Below are 17324 nucleotides of genomic sequence, written 5' to 3'. Positions count from 1 at the left end.
CTATTGCCTTATTTGAGGCCTTTCACATTATTCGCATTAATTTCTAGCCCGTGTTTTTTTGCAACTTCAGCGATTCGTTCATAACGACTTAACTTCTCTACTTCAGCCTGTAATTCTTGATTTTCTTTTTGCTGCTGCACAATTTTTTGTTCTATCGTCGCTGCTTCTACATTAACTTGATAAAGGCCTGCTTTATTTCCAATAAACGCTACACAGGCATACAATAAAAAGCCAATAAACGCTACATACAACAGTTTTTCGATTCTTGTAATCTTCGCTTTAGCTTTTGGCTGGGCCATCTGCTGTGGGGGCGTTTGAATCTGTACCTCTTCTTGCGCTTGTTGTTTGTACTTTACAGCTAAGTTACTCATACCTCTCTCCCCTTTTTATCGTTTTTCAGCGATTCTCAATTTCGCAGAACGCGCTCGATTATTTTCTTCTAACTCTATATCAGAAGGTAAAATCGGTTTTCTTGTAATAAGCTTTAATTTCGGTTTAAATTCATCAGGAATAATTGGTAATCCTGGCGGCAATTGTGGCGTTGTACTATTTCTCTTAAACGTTGTTTTACAAATACGATCTTCTAAAGAATGGAATGTTATAACACTAACCCTTCCACCTGGCTTAACCATCTCAATTGCAGATTCCAACGCTTCCTCAAATACTTTCAATTCATCATTTACAGCAATACGGATTGCTTGGAACACTCGCTTCGCAGGATGTCCGCCCGTTCTACGAGCAGGAGCTGGAATCCCCTCTTTAATTAGTTCTACTAATTCCCCTGTCGTTTCAATAGCTTTATTCTCACGATATGCTTCAATTTTTCTTGCTATTTGTTTTGAAAATTTCTCTTCCCCATACTGGAAGAAAATTCTTACAAGTTGTTCATATGACCAGCTATTTACAACATCATATGCTGTTAATGGGGCATCTTGATCCATTCGCATATCTAACGGTGCATCATGATGATAGCTAAAGCCACGCTCTGGTGTATCTAATTGTGGAGATGAAACTCCTAAATCAAATAAAATACCGTCTACTTCTGTTATACCTAATTCGTGTAGTTTTTCAGATAAATAACGAAAATTACTCTTTACTGTTATGAATTGCTCACCGTATGAAGAAAATTTTTCTTTCGCATTTTGAATTGCTATCTCATCTTGATCAAACGCGATTAATTTTCCACCTTCAGTTAATTGGGATAATAAATAAGAACTATGTCCTCCTCCCCCCAGTGTACAATCTACATATGTACCATCTGGCTTTATATCTAAGCCGTCTACTGTTTCCTTCAAAAGCACTGTTACGTGTTTAAACATTGTTGCACCTACTCTTTTTCCAATTAATTATGTTGAATGCATCTCCTCCTCTAAACGCATATTTCACGATTAGAGAACGACATACTATGAAAGAACGACTCATTTAACTTGCCTACAAAGGCAGCATACTATACAAATCGCTATTTTCTTTTATTATATACTAAATTTTATCATCTTTTGCGGGAATTTAAACAAAAAACTGTCGAAAAAGATAATAATACGTTTACATTTTGTGCTATTTTGTCATATATTTAAGTATCCTGCATAATTACGATATTCACCATTTTCAGATTGATAATTCAGAAAAATTTCACTTCACAGTAAATTCAACGAGATAAAAATAAAATCCTGCTCCGAAGAGCAAGATTCTATAGTTTTATCACATGATGTTTTCCATCCCAAGAAAACGTTTTTTCCATTACACGATCAATGAAATCCAAACCGAACTGATTTAAATAGTAACATACATTCCACACTCGCTCTTGCGGCGCTTCTAATGGACGAAGTGCAAATTGTATGCGGCGGAATTTATTTAGCTGTACTTCATGTTTTTTCTCAACATTTCTTTTCAACATTCTTTCCAACAGCTCAATTTGTTCATTAATTTTGAATTCATTTTTCCCTGCAAACCCACTTAACCCCGGATCTATTTTCTTCACAAACTGTTGTAATGACGCATGAATATCCATTATTTCTTTTTTCGCCTCTACAAATCGTTCATCTATCGGTTCCTCTATTTGATTAGATAGCCAGTTTTCACGCAAATTATCTATGTTATTTACAAACGGATCACTCTCTTGCAATTGTAAATCGTGTAAATCTGTCGCTATATCCCTCTCTATATAAGTGATTGTAATACGCGGAACGACAGGTGGCATTCGGAAACCGATAGTATGGAAGACTTGTTGCAATTCACTCCAATAAGCTAATTCCCCCGGACCTCCAATAAACGCCAGCGTAGGGAATACATACTCTTGCATAAGGGGGCGCGTTACAACATTATTACTAAAACGTTCCGGGCTTCTTTCCATCTCTTCAATCAATTCTTCATACGAAAAGGAATACGCTCCATCTTTCCCAACAAACTTCCCTTGATCGTCTTCAAGTAACACTCGCTCGTCATCAATTTCCATGAATATATGCACTGCATTAGACTTCGTTTCAATAATCGGTTTATATCCTAATTCTTTAATTACTTCCTGTTGGTTATGAAGCCCCTCTTGCACTTCTTTATACTTACCTACAATCTGTTTGAAAAACGGCAATTCTAATTTTCTTAATTCTGGATGATGCGAATCGACAAGAATTAAACCAGAATTCACGAACATTTGCATAATAAGATGAGCAAAGAAATCTACATACGTATTCGATTTCCCTAAAGAATCATCAATAAATTGCAGTACATCCTTTGTAAAATTCGTTTCAGGGTATGTTTTGAAAATTTCTTCAATCCACTTTCTACAGTCTTCCAGAGAAAGCTCGGACTCTGAAGCACTCGCTTTTTTCGGATTACGATCATGAAAAATAGTCTTTTTTATTTTTTTATTCTTCGTTACAAAAGTATGATTAATTTCATCCATATCATGGTCTTCACCAGCAATCCAGAAAACAGGAACAACTTTAACACCTAAACTTTCTTCCTTTTCCCTCGCAAGCTGTAAAACTGAAATAATTTTATGAATTGTATAAAGTGGTCCAGTTAATAACCCGGCTTGTTGTCCAGCTATAACAACATATGTATTTTCATCTCCAAGCGCTTTTACATTTTGAATTGTAGCTTCTCCCGCTTGTAATTTTGTATTATATTCTAATAAATGCGCTACTAAATCTTGGCGGAAAAACTCCCTCTCACGCAAATCTTGTACACGTTGTTTAAAAGCATCTTCTGTTAACATATAATCAAAACACGACTGTATCTCTTTTTTACCGTTCATATAGTCCGCTACAACACCTTGTTGCGGAACAGAGATTTCTTTTATCTCCATATAATTCTTCCTTTCGTATCCTGTTCTCTCACCAATCCACATTGTAGTCAATGTTTCACGTAAAAGCAAAGAATTACACTTATACTTTTACTTCTAATCCTTTTATTGCATCGAATAAAAATTGAAGTGTCGGAACGGATTGTTGTTGTTTCTTAGCTTCTTCTAATACATATCCAACAATCGCACCAATTTCCGTTTGTCTATTCGCTCTTACATCCGCTAGCATAGACGATGTATTATGAGACGTTCTTTCACATACGTGACGTACCATTTCCCACACCATTTCTTTTTCTTCTTTAACAAGAAAAACGACTTCCTGAAACACTTGCTCCATCATCCGATGAAAAAATGGGTTCGTAATCAGCTCTCCGTTCTGGACTTGTAATAATGCTGTCAACGGATTGATACATACATTAACTACTAATTTTTTATGCATAACATCCTTCCAATCATCTTCTATTCGAATCGGAAAATGAGAAAAAGGAAAGCAATTAAATATTTTTTCAAAATGTATAGACCGGCCGTGCACGATTCCAAACTTCGTTACACCTATCCCTGTATGATAAACGGTATGTCTTTCTTCTTTTTTTGCACCATGCTCTACAATTCCAACTGCAATATTTTCATTCCCTATTTCCTGCATAGCATGAAGGTGCGACATTCCGTTTTGTAAAAAGATTAATGAGGATTCCCCTCGTACAAAAGGTAGTATGTCAGTTATATGATATTGCTTAACAGCAATAAATATATAATCTAGCTGCTGGTCTAGCATGCTTTCTATTGATAAAACAGGTGGGAATACCGTTTCACGTTTCCCCTCCCTAATACAAGTTATACCCGTTGCATTCAATTCCTCAGCCTGTTTAGCTGTCCTTGTAAACAACGTAACATCTTGATTACTTTTTTGTAAATAAAATGCATACAATAGACCGATAGCTCCTGGTCCCACAACTCCGATTTTCATTTTCACACAAGGAACTCATATGAACACGATATATAAGTCCCTTTCCCTCCCCCTTTTTATCACGCAAACGTCCACTTGGTGCGGAATAATAATTTAACTAAGGACAAACAAATTCCACCTATGAAAGTTTTACTTTATCTTCCTAAATTACATTAACACAGTTTACAACTTCATTGCTCTTTACTAAACAAATGCAATCTCATCTTTCAATATGTATATACTACTTATTAATATGCTTCTACTCTTAGTTTAACAAATCCTCAAAAAAATAATAAAAGAAATATACTATCATCTTCATAAAAATAAAAAAATGAGTTATAATATAATTATAAATATTTTTACTTTTCTGCATTCAACGAGACAAGAAAAGGATGTGATGTTATGGGATTCCCAAAAGTTGAGCGCTTGCTCATCAATTATAAAACATTAGACGAATTTAAAAAATTTAAAGGTTGCGGAGCTCAAGAACTATCCATGTTAGAAGAATTACAAGCAAACATTATCGAAAACGATAGTGAATCTCCATTTTACGGTATTTATTATGGTGGATCACTAATTGCACGTATGAGTTTATATATGAAAAGGAACGGCGGGGAACCATTCGAAATTACAGGTACTTACCTAGAACTCTATAAACTTGAAGTGTTACCAACTTTCCAAAAACAAGGATTCGGAGAAATGCTTGTAAATTATGCGAAGGGGCTACAATTCCCGATTAAAACGATTGCACGTATCCATTCAGCTGGTTTTTGGGATAAATTAAATTTCCAACCTATATCAGTACCTGATGGTGATTTTTATGTTTGGCAACCAGAAACAAATTTGAATGCGGTTACAAATGAAGAATCTGCATAAGAAATAAAAAAACAGCTACATAGCAGCTGTTTTTTTATTTCTTTAACTTCTCTAATTTCCCATTTGACCGAACACTATTTCTTTCTGCTACTATTACACTTCTTTTTTGATCAATATAATCGAGCAATGTTCTATATTCTTCCTCATATACTGATAATCGCTCCAAAAGACGCTCTTTCTCTGTTTGTAACGATTCAATTTGCTGTTGCAACACCATTAAAGAGTTTTCATCTTTATAATTTTGCAAGAAATCAATAACATCATTTAATGTAATTGACGTAGGCTCCAATACCTTCGTCTCTTTCACTTCATAATTTTCTACTTTACGCAGTTGCTTCGCTTCTTCAATACGTTCTTTGTATTGCTTTCTAACATAAGAATTCCACCTAAAGCCACATGCTGCTGGTGTACGAGATAAATGTCTTCCCACTTCTTTAAAGGCAGATAATTGCGTTCCGCCTTCTTGAATATGCCGGAGTACTACTTCTGCCAGAAGCAAATCTTCATCATCAGTCCAAGCATCTTGTCTTGTTGTCGCCATCTCTCTAGTCCTCCCTATGCATTTTTTATTAAGCATATGCAGTTACTAGAAAAGATAGAATACAACAAATAAAGAATAAGACAAAAAAAATAAACGTAGAAGATATCTTCTACGTTTATTTTCCCGCAATTACTTGCTGATTACTTCTTTACCTTTGTAAGTACCGCATGCTTTACATACACGGTGAGCTAATTTCGCTTCACCACAGCTTGGGCACTCTACCATACCAGGTACTGATAATTTGAAATGCGTACGACGCTTTCTTTTTACTGTTTTAGAAGTTCTTCTAAAAGGTACAGCCATTCTTCCCACCTCCTTAAAAGAAATAGTTATTTTCATATGAAGGCCTGAACCAGTCTTCCGATTATTTGTCAAAAAACTTCGCAAGTCCTGCCAATCTTGGATCAACAGTCTTTTCTTTGTTTTCTTCCGAAATCACTTGCCAGTCTTGACCTTGCATCGGTGCTCCACCAGAAACATCATCACTGAAAATTTGCATTGGAATCTCCAAAAGTATATTTTCCTTGATTACGGGCAGTAAGTCAAGTACTTCTCCTTCTAAACAATGAATTTCAGCTTCAGTTTCAAATTCTTCTTGTGAAGTTTGGAACACCTCAGTTGTTTTAATGTCAAATGGTAATGTCACATCTACTAAAGAGCGAGAACATGGTAAAACCATGCTTCCAGTTATATGTAGATGGAACGTAAACTTGCCGGAGCCAAAATCAACTCTTCCTGTTACATGAACAGGATTAATTTCACGAATATCTTTCTCGACCTCTTTTAGCTCACTTACATCTACCATCTCATCCAGTGTCAATCCTTTATTTCTCAATTTATTCAATTGATGGATGGACCATTTCATATCATATCACCTCAAGGCAACAAACAAAATTATAGCTAGCCATTTTATATTTGTCAATGTTTTTTCTTTACACTATAATGAAGTCATCATAGTAAATAATATATAGAGTATCACGTTTTCCAAAAAGATGCTACATCGAAAGGAGAGATTCCCATAAAAGCCAGTGGTATTATTGTTGAATATAACCCTTTTCATAACGGTCATGATTATCATGTGCAACAAACAAAAAAGTTAACACAATCTGATATTACAATCGCTGTTATGAGTGGCCCTTTTTTGCAGCGTGGTGAGCCGGCACTCATATCCAAATGGTATCGCACCAAAATGGCCTTAGCATGCGGTGTAGACCTTGTTGTAGAGCTTCCATATGCCTTTTCAACACAAAAGGCTGAAACCTTTGCAAATGGTGCTATTTCTATTTTAAACGCCCTGCACGTTTCTGAAATTTGTTTCGGTAGTGAAGATGGACAAATCGAAAATTTTTATAACACCATCTCTGTGCAACAAAATGAAGAAGAGACTTTTAATCGTCTTGTAAAGCAATTTATGAACGCAGGTAATAGTTACGCAAAGGCTACTTCTGAAGCTTTTCTACACATTTTACCTTCTGAAAAAAACATAGATATGTCACAACCGAATAATATTTTAGGCTTCCAATACATGAAAGCAATTCTGATGCAAAATAGTTCTATGCAGACACAAACGATAAAAAGATTCGCATCTCATTATCATGATGAAACATTTAACGACCAACATATTGCAAGTGCAACAAGTATTCGCAAACAACTTTTTAGCGAAAATAGTTCCTTTACAGAAATTGAGCCTTTTATCCCAAAAGCGACTGCTTCTCTTTTAGCAAGTTACAAACAAAACTACGGTATATTACATAATTGGGAACAATACTTTTCATTTTTTAAATACAAACTCATGACGATGTCTCCAGGGGACTTACGACATATATATGAAATAGAGGAAGGTTTAGAGCATCGTATTTTATCAAAAATACAAACCAGCTCCTCCTTTCATTCATTTATGGAAGCATTAAAAACGAAACGTTATACGTGGACTAGATTACAAAGAGCTTGTACACACATTTTAACAAATACAACAAAAGAAGAAATACATAGCGCAAATATAGAACAGCATGCACCGTACATTCGTCTACTAGGCATGTCACAAAAAGGACAAACTTACCTTTCAAAAAACAAGAAAAAAATAGGGCTCCCAATCCTTACCCATACAAAAACATTTGATCATCCTACTTTACACATAGAGCGAAAAGCCAATTCTGTATATTTCTCCATCATGCAAGAACCATTACGAACACAACTACTAAAACAAGATGCAACACATCATCCAATTCGTTATGATGAAACAACTGCAAAATTCCTATAAAAAAACCTCTCTTTTTCAGAGAGGTTTATTTTTTCCCACCCATTTTTTCCAAATACTTCAATGCATCATCCAGTGTATCAACTGGCACAACTTTCATTTTTGTTTTAATATCTTTCGCAGCCTCAAGCGCATCTTTATAATTCGATTTCTCCGCACCTTTTTCATTTGGTGCAAAGAACACTTCAGCACCAGCGTCACTTGCGGCAACTACTTTTTGCTGAATACCACCAATTGGGCCAATTTCTCCTTTTTCATTAATCGTACCTGTTCCAGCTATTTCATGCCCTCTTGTTAAATCTTCTTCCACAAGTTGATTATATATTTCTAATGTAAACATTAGGCCTGCCGATGGTCCGCCTATTTCATGAGAATCAATTTTCACTTTCGGATCTACCACTAATTCTCTTTCCGTAACGATAGAAACACCTATACCAACACGTCCATTTCCATTTGGAATGTTCTTTACATTTAAATTTTCTTTTAATTGTTTTCCATTCCTCTTGTACTCAATATTTACTGTGTCTCCTTCCTTTTTCCCTTTCATATATTCAATAAATTGCTCTGTTTTTTCAAATGCTTTTCCGTCAACAGCTATGATAACATCTCCAAGTTTAAGCTTTCCTTCTGACGGCATCCCTTTCGCTACACCAGCAACCAATACACCTTGATTTTCAAAAGAAACAGTACGATTTGCACGTTTATAAGCATTATAGATCGCTGCATTTTGCGAATCTTTCATCGCATAATTTTGGCGGAATTGATATTCTTCATCACTCTCACCTTTTTGCAATATTTCTTCCGCTTTCGAAATATGTGTATATTTATTAAACTGTGCCGCTATTAAATTCACTACATTTGCCGGTCCCATTGAAACCGTAACAAGCATAAAATCACCAGATTCTTTTGTTCCCCCCTCAACTTGAACGTAAGGCTCTAGTTTGGCAGCCATTCCTGGTTTTGTTACATAATACGGCAGGCGTACGTAAACAAGTAACATCGCCAATATAACCCCTATTAAAATTGCATATATAAACCGAAAACGCTTAAACATTATGTTTCTCCTTCCACTGCTCAATTAATAAATAAATATTTGCAACATGTTTTTCTGCTTCTACCTCTCCAACTCGAATAATGTCTTCAATGTTTGTAAAAGCACGTGAACTAAACTGTTCTACAGCTGGTCGCATCATTAAATCAGATGCAATTTGCCGATTCATCACAAGCTCATGTTGCATAATTTCAATACTCTGCATAATCACATCATAAATAGACGTAACCTCTCCATTTACTTCAATTGGGGATACATCAACAGCAATTACAATATCGGCACCTAACTCTTTCACAACCGATACTGGAATGCGATCAATCACTCCGCCATCCACCAATAACCGTCCATCTATTTTCTCTGGTACAAACACTCCAGGTACAGATATGCTAGCTCTCACCGCCTCTGCAACAGGACCACTTGTAAAAACTACTTTTTCCCCCTTCAAGATGTCAGTAGCCACAACAGCCGTCGGGATATCTAACTCTTCTAAATTTTTATTATATGTAAACATTTTAATCATATCTTTGACACGTTTTCCAGCAATAAATCCCATTTTCGGAACCGTAAAGTCTAAATAATATTTCCTCTTAAAAACATTTGCCAGTTTATACAGTCTTTCAACGTTTGAGCTCGCTGCATAAAATGTACCTACTAAAGCCCCCATACTACTTCCTGCAATCATGTGAATCGGTATACCATTTTCTCTTAAAACTTTTATAACACCAATATGAGCAAACCCTTTTGCGCCCCCAGATCCAAGAGCTAAGCCAATTTTCGGTTCTTTCATTTTTCTCACCCTTTAATTTTTTTCATTCCTTTTTCATACTTATGGTCTAAATTCACTACGTATCCACGTATACTGAAATGAACGTTTTTTGGGACAAAGGGGGATTTACTTACATGTATGAAAAATGGAAAACGGCTTTCCTTACCATATCAACATTGTTTTTAACCTTTTCTCTTGTACTCCACCCCCAAGCTGCTTTGCAATCTTCCATTCGAGGGTTAAATATATGGTGGGAAGTTGTATTCCCTTCACTTTTACCTTTTTTCATCATTGCGGAACTTCTAATTAGTATTGGTGTTGTAAAATTTATAGGAGTTATATTAGAACCACTCATGCGACCACTTTTTCGCGTTCCAGGGATAGGTGGATTTGTTTGGGCAATGGGAATGGCTTCAGGATTCCCTGCTGGCGCCAAATTAAGCGCTAGACTGCGTAAAAGCAATCAACTAACACAAATCGAAGCAGAGCGCCTCGTATCTTTTACAAACTCATCTAATCCACTTTTTATTTTTGGAGCTGTTTCTATCGGTTTTTTCAATAATCCAAAATTAGGAATCGTATTAGCTGCTGCACATTATTTAAGTAACTTTGCCGTTGGGTTACTGATGCGTTTTTACGGCAATAACAAAATTTCCAAGAATGATAAACATACTACTAAAAAACGCCCTTTTCAAAACCCTTTTTCAATCCTACACGAGACACGCATGCAAGAAAAAAGGCCAATAGGAAAATTACTTGGGGACGCTATCGTTTCTTCTATTCAAACGCTACTTATGATTGGTGGATTTATTATTTTATTCTCTGTTTTAAATAAAATGATTACTGTATTTCATATTACAGCAGCCCTCTCTTTTATTATGCAACATATTTTATCATTCTTCCAACTAACTACCGAATTTAGTATTCCGATATTATCTGGCATTTTTGAAATGACTCTCGGAAGCCAAATGATTAGTCAAATAAATGAAACACCCCTCCTGCAGCAAGCTATGGTAACAAGCTTTATTTTAGCATTTAGTGGCCTTTCTATTCAGGCACAAGTTGCTAGCATATTAGCTGAAACAGATATCCGATTTAAGCCCTATTTTTTCGCACGAATTATCCAAAGTATTCTTGCCCCTATTTTTACTTTTATATTTTGGAAACCATTTTATGAAAAAGTAAGCTCTTTTTCACCTATTCAAAAAGATATCCCCGTCTTTTTATCGAATCATTCTTCTATACTACATGAAATTTGGACATCTTTTGTACACTATGGACCGATATTTACATTATTTTGTTTATATGTATATGTTATCTTATTATTTTTTCGTAGCCACAAAGAAAAACCCCGTTCACTTTAACGGGGTTTGAAACTTTTCTTTTAAAGCACGTTCTACAACAGGAGGCACAAGATCTACTACGCTTCCTCCATATCTCGCAACTTCTTTCACAATGCTCGAGCTTAAAAATGAATATTGGTTGTTTGTCATAATGAAAAATGTTTCAATGTTTTCATCTAATTTTCGATTCATAGAAGTAATTTGCATCTCATATTCAAAATCAGAAACCGCTCGCAACCCACGTAAAATCGCGTTTGCATTACGCATTTTTGCATACTCCACTAATAGTCCACTATGTGAATCTACTTTTACATTCGGGATATCCTTTGTTGCTTCACGAATTAAATCTAGGCGTTCTTCAACCGAAAAGAACGGTTTTTTTGATGAATTGTTTAAAACGACTACGTACACTTCATCAAACACTTTCGCTCCCCTTTTAATAATATCCAGATGTCCAAGGGTAATTGGATCAAAACTCCCTGAAGAAATAGCTATACTTGTCATTCTGTCTCCTCACCTTCATACTTATAAATCGATATTGCTGTAATCCCATAATTTTCAGCTCTTACTTTTACAAGATCACCTATAGAATCAGGTAAAACCACATCATTACCGTGCTCTGACATAATTAATCCATCTCTATGTAGCAATCCATGTTGATCCATCACACTAATTAAAGATACAATTTTTTGATCTTTATATGGAGGATCTATTAGTATAAGGTCGAATGACATTTCACGCTTTATGAGCGCTTTGACCGCACGCTCTGCATCATTTCGATATACTTCAGCTTGTTCCTGTATTCTGCAACTTTCTAAATTTTGATTAATGACTTTTATCGCTTTATTATCTCGATCAACAAAGATTGCTTTATCAATCCCTCTACTTATCGCTTCGATTCCAAGACCACCACTACCCCCAAATAAATCAAGAGCAGTACCACCATCAAAATAAGGACCTATCATATTAAAAATTGATTCTTTTACTTTATCTGTCGTTGGACGTGTTGTATTACCTGGCACCGCTTTAAGTGGGTGCCCTTTACATTTTCCTGAAACTACTCTCATCTGTTGTCACTACCTTTATTTCAATCTAACGAGCAATTATAGAAAACCCTTCTCCATTCAGTAACCGCTACCAAACCATACTAGTCTGTTCATCTTTCAACGAACACTAAGAGAACTTAGCTTAAAATAACCGCTCTGCATTTTTATGTATTCATCTCACCATTCGCTAACACGAATCCATTATGTATATTCGTTTCACTTTATCCCGCGTTAACGCCCAATTGGTGAAGGCTAATAATCAGCAAGGAATACCCCGTCGATTAAAGTTTCACTTTACCTTTTTTATCCTATCATAAAATAAAAAAAAGAAAAATAAAAAGCCCAACATAAAATTTAATTTGATGATGTATATCTTCATTTAGATTGGACATAAATAATTATAACAACATCACCTTCGATGTTGTTGCCAACCGCGGAGAAGACTTACGTTTCCCCATAAGTTCTTCCTCCGGTTTCTCCTCTCCCTTTGCCTTCTTACTAGTACATGCTAGTATAAGAAGGGCCCTGCTTTGCAGGGTTTTTTTTATTTGTCTACTTTTCATTTAAAAAGCGAGATGATACAGTAAAAGAAAGAGGAGGAAAAAATATGATTCAACGCTTTATAGAACTCGGAGAAGGCTACTCTGATTTATATGAATTACTTGAAATTGCCAAAGCAAATCAAGAACGTATAGCACATATGTTACAATTTGAAACGATTAAAAATGAAAAAAAAGTGTGCTCACTTGTTGTAATATTAAAACCAACTACTACTGGTGATTTCCAACCATTATACATATGTCGTGAAGGCATTCCTGTACTTGAAAATAAAAAAAGTAAACGCGTCATTTTATTTGAAGAAACGGCAGAACAACTAGGGAAAAAAGTAACTACCTTTACGGTAAAACCATCCACAACTTTCCCAGAAAAAGAACTGTTTTTCAACCATTTAATTGGTATTTTACGAATGAATAATTTCATTCCTCCAATGAAATAAAGTGTTATTTCAAGTAAAAAATCCCCCACTAAAATTAGCAGGGGATTTTTTCTATTAGCTATAATCGTATTCCTTTGCCCGATCAGGACGTGAATTTTCAAATTCCGTTTTTAAGTACGGGCGGTACGACTGTTCTATCTTTTTCACAAAAGGAAGTTTATTCAACTTTTGCATCATATGCTCAATTTGTTCCATATCACAATATACTACTGCGTATTTTAAGCGTTTTGATATGTAATGTATGTTACCATATTTCCTTAAAATCTTGGCATGTTTCAATGAATGTAAATAAACAATCATACTTTGTCGTTGCCCGAACATAATCTTCTCCATCTTCTCCTTTTAAAAACATATATTTTATATTTTATGAAAACCAATCAGAAATTTATAACATTACAGGACAAACTCTGTATACGTTTTCTTCTATCTTCTAAAAAACGGGGTAAATTACCCCGTTTTTTTACAGCCGCAACCTCCGCCGGTACCACAACCGCCACCACAGCCACCAGCATCAAAAAATGGATTTCCTGTTGGAACTTTGATGGAAGAAGACACCTCAGAACCGATTGCTACACTAACTTCATCTAACAACTTTTGCAAAGCCGTTTCTACTCGTTTAAAAGCTGCAATCTTATCATGTAAGTCTACAGAACGCTTTAACTCCCTCATTTTCGTCGAAACAAAAGTATAGTCAGGATGGTATTTACCGAAACGTTGCACTTCTTCATATCGTTCTTTCATCGCTGTAAATTGCTGAATTAACGTCTGAACTTCCATATCTTCATGCAATTCTTTATAACACTTACGATAATCTTCTGCTATATCTGAACAGATGATCGCTTTTGCAAGCTGCTCTGCCTTATCTAATATTAATACGCTTTCTAGCGTCGCTACAATCATGAGAGACACCTCCGAGTATTCATCATACCACATTTAGAATAGAACTACTAATTGAAGTGTCTCACTAAATAGAAAGACATCATTCTAACTATTTTTTATATAATGTCAGCACACACTTATACGTTAATATGTTCCGCAATATTATATTTAAGAACATCCCATTTCCCACTATTTTCGTTCACATAACTAATACATGCGTTTTTTAACGGTGTTTTAAACGTAATATCTTCTGGTGCAATTGCATGTAAAATTGCTTTTATCGCATGTGAATGGGCTACAATGATAATACGTTTGCCAGAATGAGTTTCTGCAACATCTTTTACCGCAGCAAAACAACGAGCTACAATCTCTTCATCTTGCTCCATACCTTCTACTTTACCTTCTGCAATTAATTCCCTAACAGTCGCAACCGGCTTCCCAGAAGCTTCACCAAAATTACGTTCAACAAATCGCTCATCTAATAAAATCGATTGTAACCCAGTAGCCCCTGCAATTTCCTTAGCTGTTTCTTGCGCTCTAATTAATGGGCTACTTATAATTATATCCCATGCCTCTGCTTGCAAAGCAGCCGCACTTTGGCTCGCTTGCTTCTTCCCTACTTCATTAAGTGGAATATCTTCACGTCCCTGAATAATCTCTTGAAAATTCCAATCAGTTTGTCCATGTCGTACTAAACAAATTTCCGTCATGCTCATGCTGCAACTCCTTTTTAAATAATCCGCTTCTATTGTATCAAAAGTTCTGCATGACGGACATAGTTTTCCCTTCCAATTATGTTGTATTTTGCTGCTTCATATACTGAAACATATCGATCATAATGGAAGCAACTGCCAATTGATTTTGAAATTTCTCAACTTTATCTGGTATCGTTTTTTTGAAATGTTGCATGGCCGCTAACTCAAATGCCTCTTTTTCTTCAGGGTTTCGCGTTAGTTTTCTATACCAGTACGGTTGCTCCCTAATATAGCGAGATAAATCCTCATCAGCCTTTATAAACTCCATAATTTCTGCTCTCATCCGCTTTCCCCCTAATCCTTCTGAAAGAAAAATGGATTATTTTCGGAAGTACTTTCTTCTTGCTGTGTGCGCTTTCCTTGAAATTGTTGAAAAACTTGTTGCACACTACCAATAGCACTCGTTACATTGGCTAAATGGTGTTGCATTTGTTCTACATCTAGCTTTTTAAAGAAAGAAAGCATTTGTCCCATCACATCAGCAGTTTTTTCCTCTTCAGTTCGATTATCTTTTTCTTTTTCTTTTTCTTTTTTATTTTCTTTTACCGAAGAAAAAGCAGGCGCTCCATCAGGTCTAAAAGTTGCCCATATCGGATCTTCTTCACCAAGTAAGTACCATTCCTCATAAAACTGTTGCCAAGTTTTGTGACCACTTCTAACTTCATGAACCATTTTAGGGTGATGGTTTACAAACTCTTTAAACTGTTGAACCGATGGATGTAACGGTCCTTTTGTTGTTGGCATAATCCTCACCTCTTCATGTATATCTACTATATAGTAAGAAAAAAAAGGCGCATGGTTCGCCTATTTTTAGACGATTCATGCACCTTTTTTTTCTTCTATTTGCATAGGATAAGTTTCGCACCTACAATTCATTGAATACAAAGCAATTATCCGGGAGGTGTCCCAGCCACAACTTACAATTTCACTTTACTTCCGAATAAAGTTTTGTGTATAAAACTTATCGTATACACCAACACCTAATCCTGTAAATTGTTCATTCAATAAATTCTTTCTATGTCCCTCACTATTTAACCAACCTTGCAACGCCGCAATTCCATCACTATGTTGCGCCGCTATGTTCTCACCAGCAAGTTGAAATCCTACTTTCCCGCGCTGCAAACGATCTCCTAACGTACCTAATGTAGGTGAATCGTGTGAAAAGTAATTATTATCCTTCATATCTTTACTATGACCAATTGCCACATCTGCTGTTTGTTGATCCCAAGCTAACAACGGTAACTTATGACGGCTTCGAATAATATTTGTTAAATCAAAAATTTGTTGCATATTCCCATTCTCTATTTGTTTCAGTTTATCTGGAGTCAATGGTTGCTCTGCTAGTAATTCACCTGAATAAACAAGCTGATACGGTCTTTGACGTAATAATGTTTCGTCATCCATATAACGAACACCAACAAGCTCATGTGTAAAATGATCAAAATATAATTGTGCCCAGCCATCTTCTACAGGTATTAATGGTTGTTCCATCACTTCGGTATCAGATAACTCAAATTGATAACTATTTTTCCCTCTTTTTAACGAAATCTCATGAGAGAGTGGATTCTTTTTATACACGTCTTCATACTTTTCATTTATATAATAGGGCGGCACCTTAACTTGCTCACCAGCAACATACGCCGTTACAACTTTACGTTCAGCAACCCCAAATTGAACATACTGAGCTAAATCTTGACTGTATACCCACCATTCATATCCGTAAGCAGATGGCTCTATTCGAGAAGGTTCGCCCCATTTTGCTAATAAATTTTCAGAGTCCCCACCAATCATATTTAAAACAGTATCGGAAGAGTCTTCATTTACTTGTTTTTTCTTTTTCACAATTTTATTTTCTTGCTTTGATTGAGATGGGGTTAATATATATTGTGAAACGAGTAATTTCCCGTATAAATCAACAGCTAAAATTAAAAATGTAATCATTACGATACGCAATAATTTCTTCAATCGATATACCTCCTGCACAAAACATAAAATTGAGATATACACAAATCCTTTTCTTTCCTTTTTTGTGTGTACCGTACTCTTTTCACTATATCATATTTTCGCAAAAAAAGTCTGGATTATCCCTTTTCTCTCAATATGAATTGCACTTTCTTATTATTCATACTATTATAAAAATAATGATGTAACATTAAAAGAGGAGGTATTATATGCAATTTACAAATACGAAATTTAATGGGGCAGTCGTTGATTTAACACTATTAACAGAGATTATGGAAAAGAACCATTTTGTACTTGCTGGACAGTGGGATTATGAACGAGTTACATACGATTATAAATTTGAAATATTAAATGATGTTTATTATTTGCGTGTACAAGGTTTAGCTGTTGAAGGTGACATTGGTAGTAGACACGCTGAAATAAAGCTACTTCCTCCCTTATTAGGTAAACATTATTATCCTCACGGCGTTGAATATGGTGATGGCGAAACTTTCCCAACGAATGTACTTCAAAAAAGTGAACAGCTCCTACAAAATATCGAAAAAGAGTTAAAAGAATTCCAAATCATTGAATAAAATAAAAGTGAGTGCATCAATATGATGCA

Annotated in this window: 22 protein-coding genes; 5 read left to right on the top strand and 17 right to left on the bottom strand. The window is 35.5% G+C overall.

Annotated elements, in window-relative coordinates:
- Nucleotides 1-8: 8 nt before the first annotated feature.
- From ftsL to panE, 4 genes are all read right to left on the bottom strand, one after another.
- On the bottom strand, nt 9-371 hold the full coding sequence (ftsL, locus tag V7S50_RS02255; protein WP_063221178.1) for a cell division protein FtsL: 363 nt from the start codon (nt 369-371) through the stop codon (nt 9-11).
- Between the two features lie 15 nt (nt 372-386).
- Nucleotides 387-1319: a 16S rRNA (cytosine(1402)-N(4))-methyltransferase RsmH gene (gene rsmH / locus V7S50_RS02250; RefSeq protein WP_063221179.1), complete on the bottom strand. Its 933-nt coding sequence runs from the start codon at nt 1317-1319 to the stop codon at nt 387-389.
- Between the two features lie 368 nt (nt 1320-1687).
- Complete coding sequence (gene bshC, locus V7S50_RS02245) at nt 1688-3304, bottom strand: bacillithiol biosynthesis cysteine-adding enzyme BshC (RefSeq protein WP_098555028.1); 1617 nt, start codon at nt 3302-3304, stop codon at nt 1688-1690.
- Between the two features lie 79 nt (nt 3305-3383).
- Entirely contained in the window at nt 3384-4274 is an 891-nt protein-coding gene (panE, locus tag V7S50_RS02240) for a 2-dehydropantoate 2-reductase (RefSeq protein WP_242252048.1), read from the bottom strand.
- Nucleotides 4275-4649: 375 nt separating this feature from the next.
- Here panE and V7S50_RS02235 point away from each other — a divergent pair, with 375 nt between their 5' ends.
- Nucleotides 4650-5123 (top strand): N-acetyltransferase, encoded by a 474-nt coding sequence (locus V7S50_RS02235; RefSeq protein WP_063221181.1) that lies wholly within the window; start codon nt 4650-4652, stop codon nt 5121-5123.
- 34 nt (nt 5124-5157) lie between these two features.
- Here the strand turns inward: V7S50_RS02235 and V7S50_RS02230 are convergent, their stop codons facing one another.
- The 3 genes from V7S50_RS02230 to V7S50_RS02220 all read right to left on the bottom strand — a co-directional run bounded on the left by V7S50_RS02230 (nt 5158) and on the right by V7S50_RS02220 (nt 6529).
- Nucleotides 5158-5664, bottom strand: a complete 507-nt coding sequence (locus V7S50_RS02230; RefSeq protein ID WP_242252049.1) for an RsfA family transcriptional regulator — start codon at nt 5662-5664, stop codon at nt 5158-5160.
- Nucleotides 5665-5793: 129 nt separating this feature from the next.
- A complete protein-coding gene (rpmF, locus tag V7S50_RS02225; protein WP_001984764.1) occupies nt 5794-5967 on the bottom strand; it encodes a 50S ribosomal protein L32 in 174 nt (57 codons plus the stop codon).
- 61 nt (nt 5968-6028) lie between these two features.
- Nucleotides 6029-6529 (bottom strand): YceD family protein, encoded by a 501-nt coding sequence (locus V7S50_RS02220; protein WP_000872144.1) that lies wholly within the window; start codon nt 6527-6529, stop codon nt 6029-6031.
- Between the two features lie 153 nt (nt 6530-6682).
- On the opposite strand from V7S50_RS02220, the gene V7S50_RS02215 reads away from it, so the two are divergent.
- Entirely contained in the window at nt 6683-7924 is a 1242-nt protein-coding gene (locus V7S50_RS02215; RefSeq protein WP_286676875.1) for a nucleotidyltransferase, read from the top strand.
- Between the two features lie 25 nt (nt 7925-7949).
- Here V7S50_RS02215 and V7S50_RS02210 read toward each other — a convergent pair whose 3' ends face one another.
- Both V7S50_RS02210 and V7S50_RS02205 read right to left on the bottom strand, forming a co-directional pair.
- Nucleotides 7950-8975, bottom strand: a complete 1026-nt coding sequence (locus V7S50_RS02210; RefSeq protein ID WP_242252051.1) for a SepM family pheromone-processing serine protease — start codon at nt 8973-8975, stop codon at nt 7950-7952.
- Nucleotides 8968-9759 carry a patatin-like phospholipase family protein gene (locus V7S50_RS02205; RefSeq protein WP_063221185.1) on the bottom strand — a complete coding sequence of 264 codons (792 nt, stop codon included), beginning with the start codon at nt 9757-9759 and terminating at the stop codon, nt 8968-8970. Before V7S50_RS02205 ends, V7S50_RS02210 begins: the two co-directional genes overlap by 8 nt.
- A gap of 113 nt (nt 9760-9872) precedes the next feature.
- Between V7S50_RS02205 and ylbJ the strand changes: the two genes are divergently transcribed.
- Nucleotides 9873-11102: a sporulation integral membrane protein YlbJ gene (gene ylbJ / locus V7S50_RS02200; RefSeq protein ID WP_242252052.1), complete on the top strand. Its 1230-nt coding sequence runs from the start codon at nt 9873-9875 to the stop codon at nt 11100-11102.
- Here ylbJ and coaD read toward each other — a convergent pair.
- Nucleotides 11094-11585 carry a pantetheine-phosphate adenylyltransferase gene (gene coaD, locus V7S50_RS02195; RefSeq protein WP_000200598.1) on the bottom strand — a complete coding sequence of 164 codons (492 nt, stop codon included), beginning with the start codon at nt 11583-11585 and terminating at the stop codon, nt 11094-11096. The genes ylbJ and coaD overlap by 9 nt on opposite strands.
- Nucleotides 11582-12148: a 16S rRNA (guanine(966)-N(2))-methyltransferase RsmD gene (gene rsmD, locus V7S50_RS02190; RefSeq protein ID WP_242252053.1), complete on the bottom strand. Its 567-nt coding sequence runs from the start codon at nt 12146-12148 to the stop codon at nt 11582-11584. Before rsmD ends, coaD begins: the two co-directional genes overlap by 4 nt.
- 586 nt (nt 12149-12734) lie before the next feature.
- Here rsmD and V7S50_RS02185 point away from each other — a divergent pair.
- Entirely contained in the window at nt 12735-13124 is a 390-nt protein-coding gene (locus V7S50_RS02185) for a DUF7147 family protein (protein WP_001972633.1), read from the top strand.
- A gap of 54 nt (nt 13125-13178) precedes the next feature.
- Here V7S50_RS02185 and V7S50_RS02180 read toward each other — a convergent pair whose 3' ends face one another.
- From V7S50_RS02180 to V7S50_RS02155, 6 genes are all read right to left on the bottom strand, one after another.
- Entirely contained in the window at nt 13179-13445 is a 267-nt protein-coding gene (locus V7S50_RS02180; protein ID WP_002080814.1) for a YlbG family protein, read from the bottom strand.
- 126 nt (nt 13446-13571) lie between these two features.
- Nucleotides 13572-14024, bottom strand: coding sequence for a YlbF family regulator (locus tag V7S50_RS02175; protein WP_000634353.1), 453 nt, complete (start codon nt 14022-14024; stop codon nt 13572-13574).
- A 116-nt stretch (nt 14025-14140) separates the two neighbouring features.
- Complete coding sequence (locus V7S50_RS02170; RefSeq protein ID WP_060633175.1) at nt 14141-14713, bottom strand: histidine phosphatase family protein; 573 nt, start codon at nt 14711-14713, stop codon at nt 14141-14143.
- A gap of 82 nt (nt 14714-14795) precedes the next feature.
- Nucleotides 14796-15041, bottom strand: a complete 246-nt coding sequence (locus V7S50_RS02165; RefSeq protein ID WP_001200991.1) for a YlbE-like family protein — start codon at nt 15039-15041, stop codon at nt 14796-14798.
- A gap of 11 nt (nt 15042-15052) precedes the next feature.
- The gene (locus V7S50_RS02160; protein ID WP_309259263.1) at nt 15053-15502 is read right to left on the bottom strand and encodes a YlbD family protein; all 450 of its coding nucleotides are present in this window, start codon (nt 15500-15502) and stop codon (nt 15053-15055) included.
- Nucleotides 15503-15688: 186 nt separating this feature from the next.
- Nucleotides 15689-16723, bottom strand: a complete 1035-nt coding sequence (locus V7S50_RS02155; RefSeq protein WP_242252056.1) for a CAP domain-containing protein — start codon at nt 16721-16723, stop codon at nt 15689-15691.
- Between the two features lie 206 nt (nt 16724-16929).
- Between V7S50_RS02155 and V7S50_RS02150 the strand changes: the two genes are divergently transcribed.
- Nucleotides 16930-17295: a YugN family protein gene (locus tag V7S50_RS02150; protein ID WP_063221190.1), complete on the top strand. Its 366-nt coding sequence runs from the start codon at nt 16930-16932 to the stop codon at nt 17293-17295.
- Nucleotides 17296-17324: the final 29 nt, after the last annotated feature.

Source organism: Bacillus sp. CCNWLW194, from assembly GCF_037120585.1.
In the GTDB taxonomy this organism is placed as follows: Bacteria; Bacillota; Bacilli; order Bacillales; family Bacillaceae_G; genus Bacillus_A; species Bacillus_A basilensis.
This window is presented reverse-complemented; position numbering and strand designations above follow the sequence as displayed.

Coding starts and splice junctions, on each gene's coding strand:
- V7S50_RS02220 (WP_000872144.1), bottom strand. CDS start 6,529: ATGAAATGGTCCATCCATCAATTGAATAAATTGAGAAATAAAGGATTG.
- rpmF (WP_001984764.1), bottom strand. CDS start 5,967: ATGGCTGTACCTTTTAGAAGAACTTCTAAAACAGTAAAAAGAAAGCGT.
- V7S50_RS02165 (WP_001200991.1), bottom strand. CDS start 15,041: ATGAGAGCAGAAATTATGGAGTTTATAAAGGCTGATGAGGATTTATCT.
- V7S50_RS02160 (WP_309259263.1), bottom strand. CDS start 15,502: ATGCCAACAACAAAAGGACCGTTACATCCATCGGTTCAACAGTTTAAA.
- bshC (WP_098555028.1), bottom strand. CDS start 3,304: ATGGAGATAAAAGAAATCTCTGTTCCGCAACAAGGTGTTGTAGCGGAC.
- ylbJ (WP_242252052.1), top strand. CDS start 9,873: ATGTATGAAAAATGGAAAACGGCTTTCCTTACCATATCAACATTGTTT.
- rsmD (WP_242252053.1), bottom strand. CDS start 12,148: ATGAGAGTAGTTTCAGGAAAATGTAAAGGGCACCCACTTAAAGCGGTG.
- V7S50_RS02180 (WP_002080814.1), bottom strand. CDS start 13,445: ATGTTCGGGCAACGACAAAGTATGATTGTTTATTTACATTCATTGAAA.
- coaD (WP_000200598.1), bottom strand. CDS start 11,585: ATGACAAGTATAGCTATTTCTTCAGGGAGTTTTGATCCAATTACCCTT.
- V7S50_RS02230 (WP_242252049.1), bottom strand. CDS start 5,664: ATGGCGACAACAAGACAAGATGCTTGGACTGATGATGAAGATTTGCTT.
- V7S50_RS02235 (WP_063221181.1), top strand. CDS start 4,650: ATGGGATTCCCAAAAGTTGAGCGCTTGCTCATCAATTATAAAACATTA.
- V7S50_RS02170 (WP_060633175.1), bottom strand. CDS start 14,713: ATGACGGAAATTTGTTTAGTACGACATGGACAAACTGATTGGAATTTT.
- V7S50_RS02175 (WP_000634353.1), bottom strand. CDS start 14,024: ATGATTGTAGCGACGCTAGAAAGCGTATTAATATTAGATAAGGCAGAG.
- ftsL (WP_063221178.1), bottom strand. CDS start 371: ATGAGTAACTTAGCTGTAAAGTACAAACAACAAGCGCAAGAAGAGGTA.
- V7S50_RS02185 (WP_001972633.1), top strand. CDS start 12,735: ATGATTCAACGCTTTATAGAACTCGGAGAAGGCTACTCTGATTTATAT.
- V7S50_RS02210 (WP_242252051.1), bottom strand. CDS start 8,975: ATGTTTAAGCGTTTTCGGTTTATATATGCAATTTTAATAGGGGTTATA.
- V7S50_RS02150 (WP_063221190.1), top strand. CDS start 16,930: ATGCAATTTACAAATACGAAATTTAATGGGGCAGTCGTTGATTTAACA.
- V7S50_RS02205 (WP_063221185.1), bottom strand. CDS start 9,759: ATGAAAGAACCGAAAATTGGCTTAGCTCTTGGATCTGGGGGCGCAAAA.
- rsmH (WP_063221179.1), bottom strand. CDS start 1,319: ATGTTTAAACACGTAACAGTGCTTTTGAAGGAAACAGTAGACGGCTTA.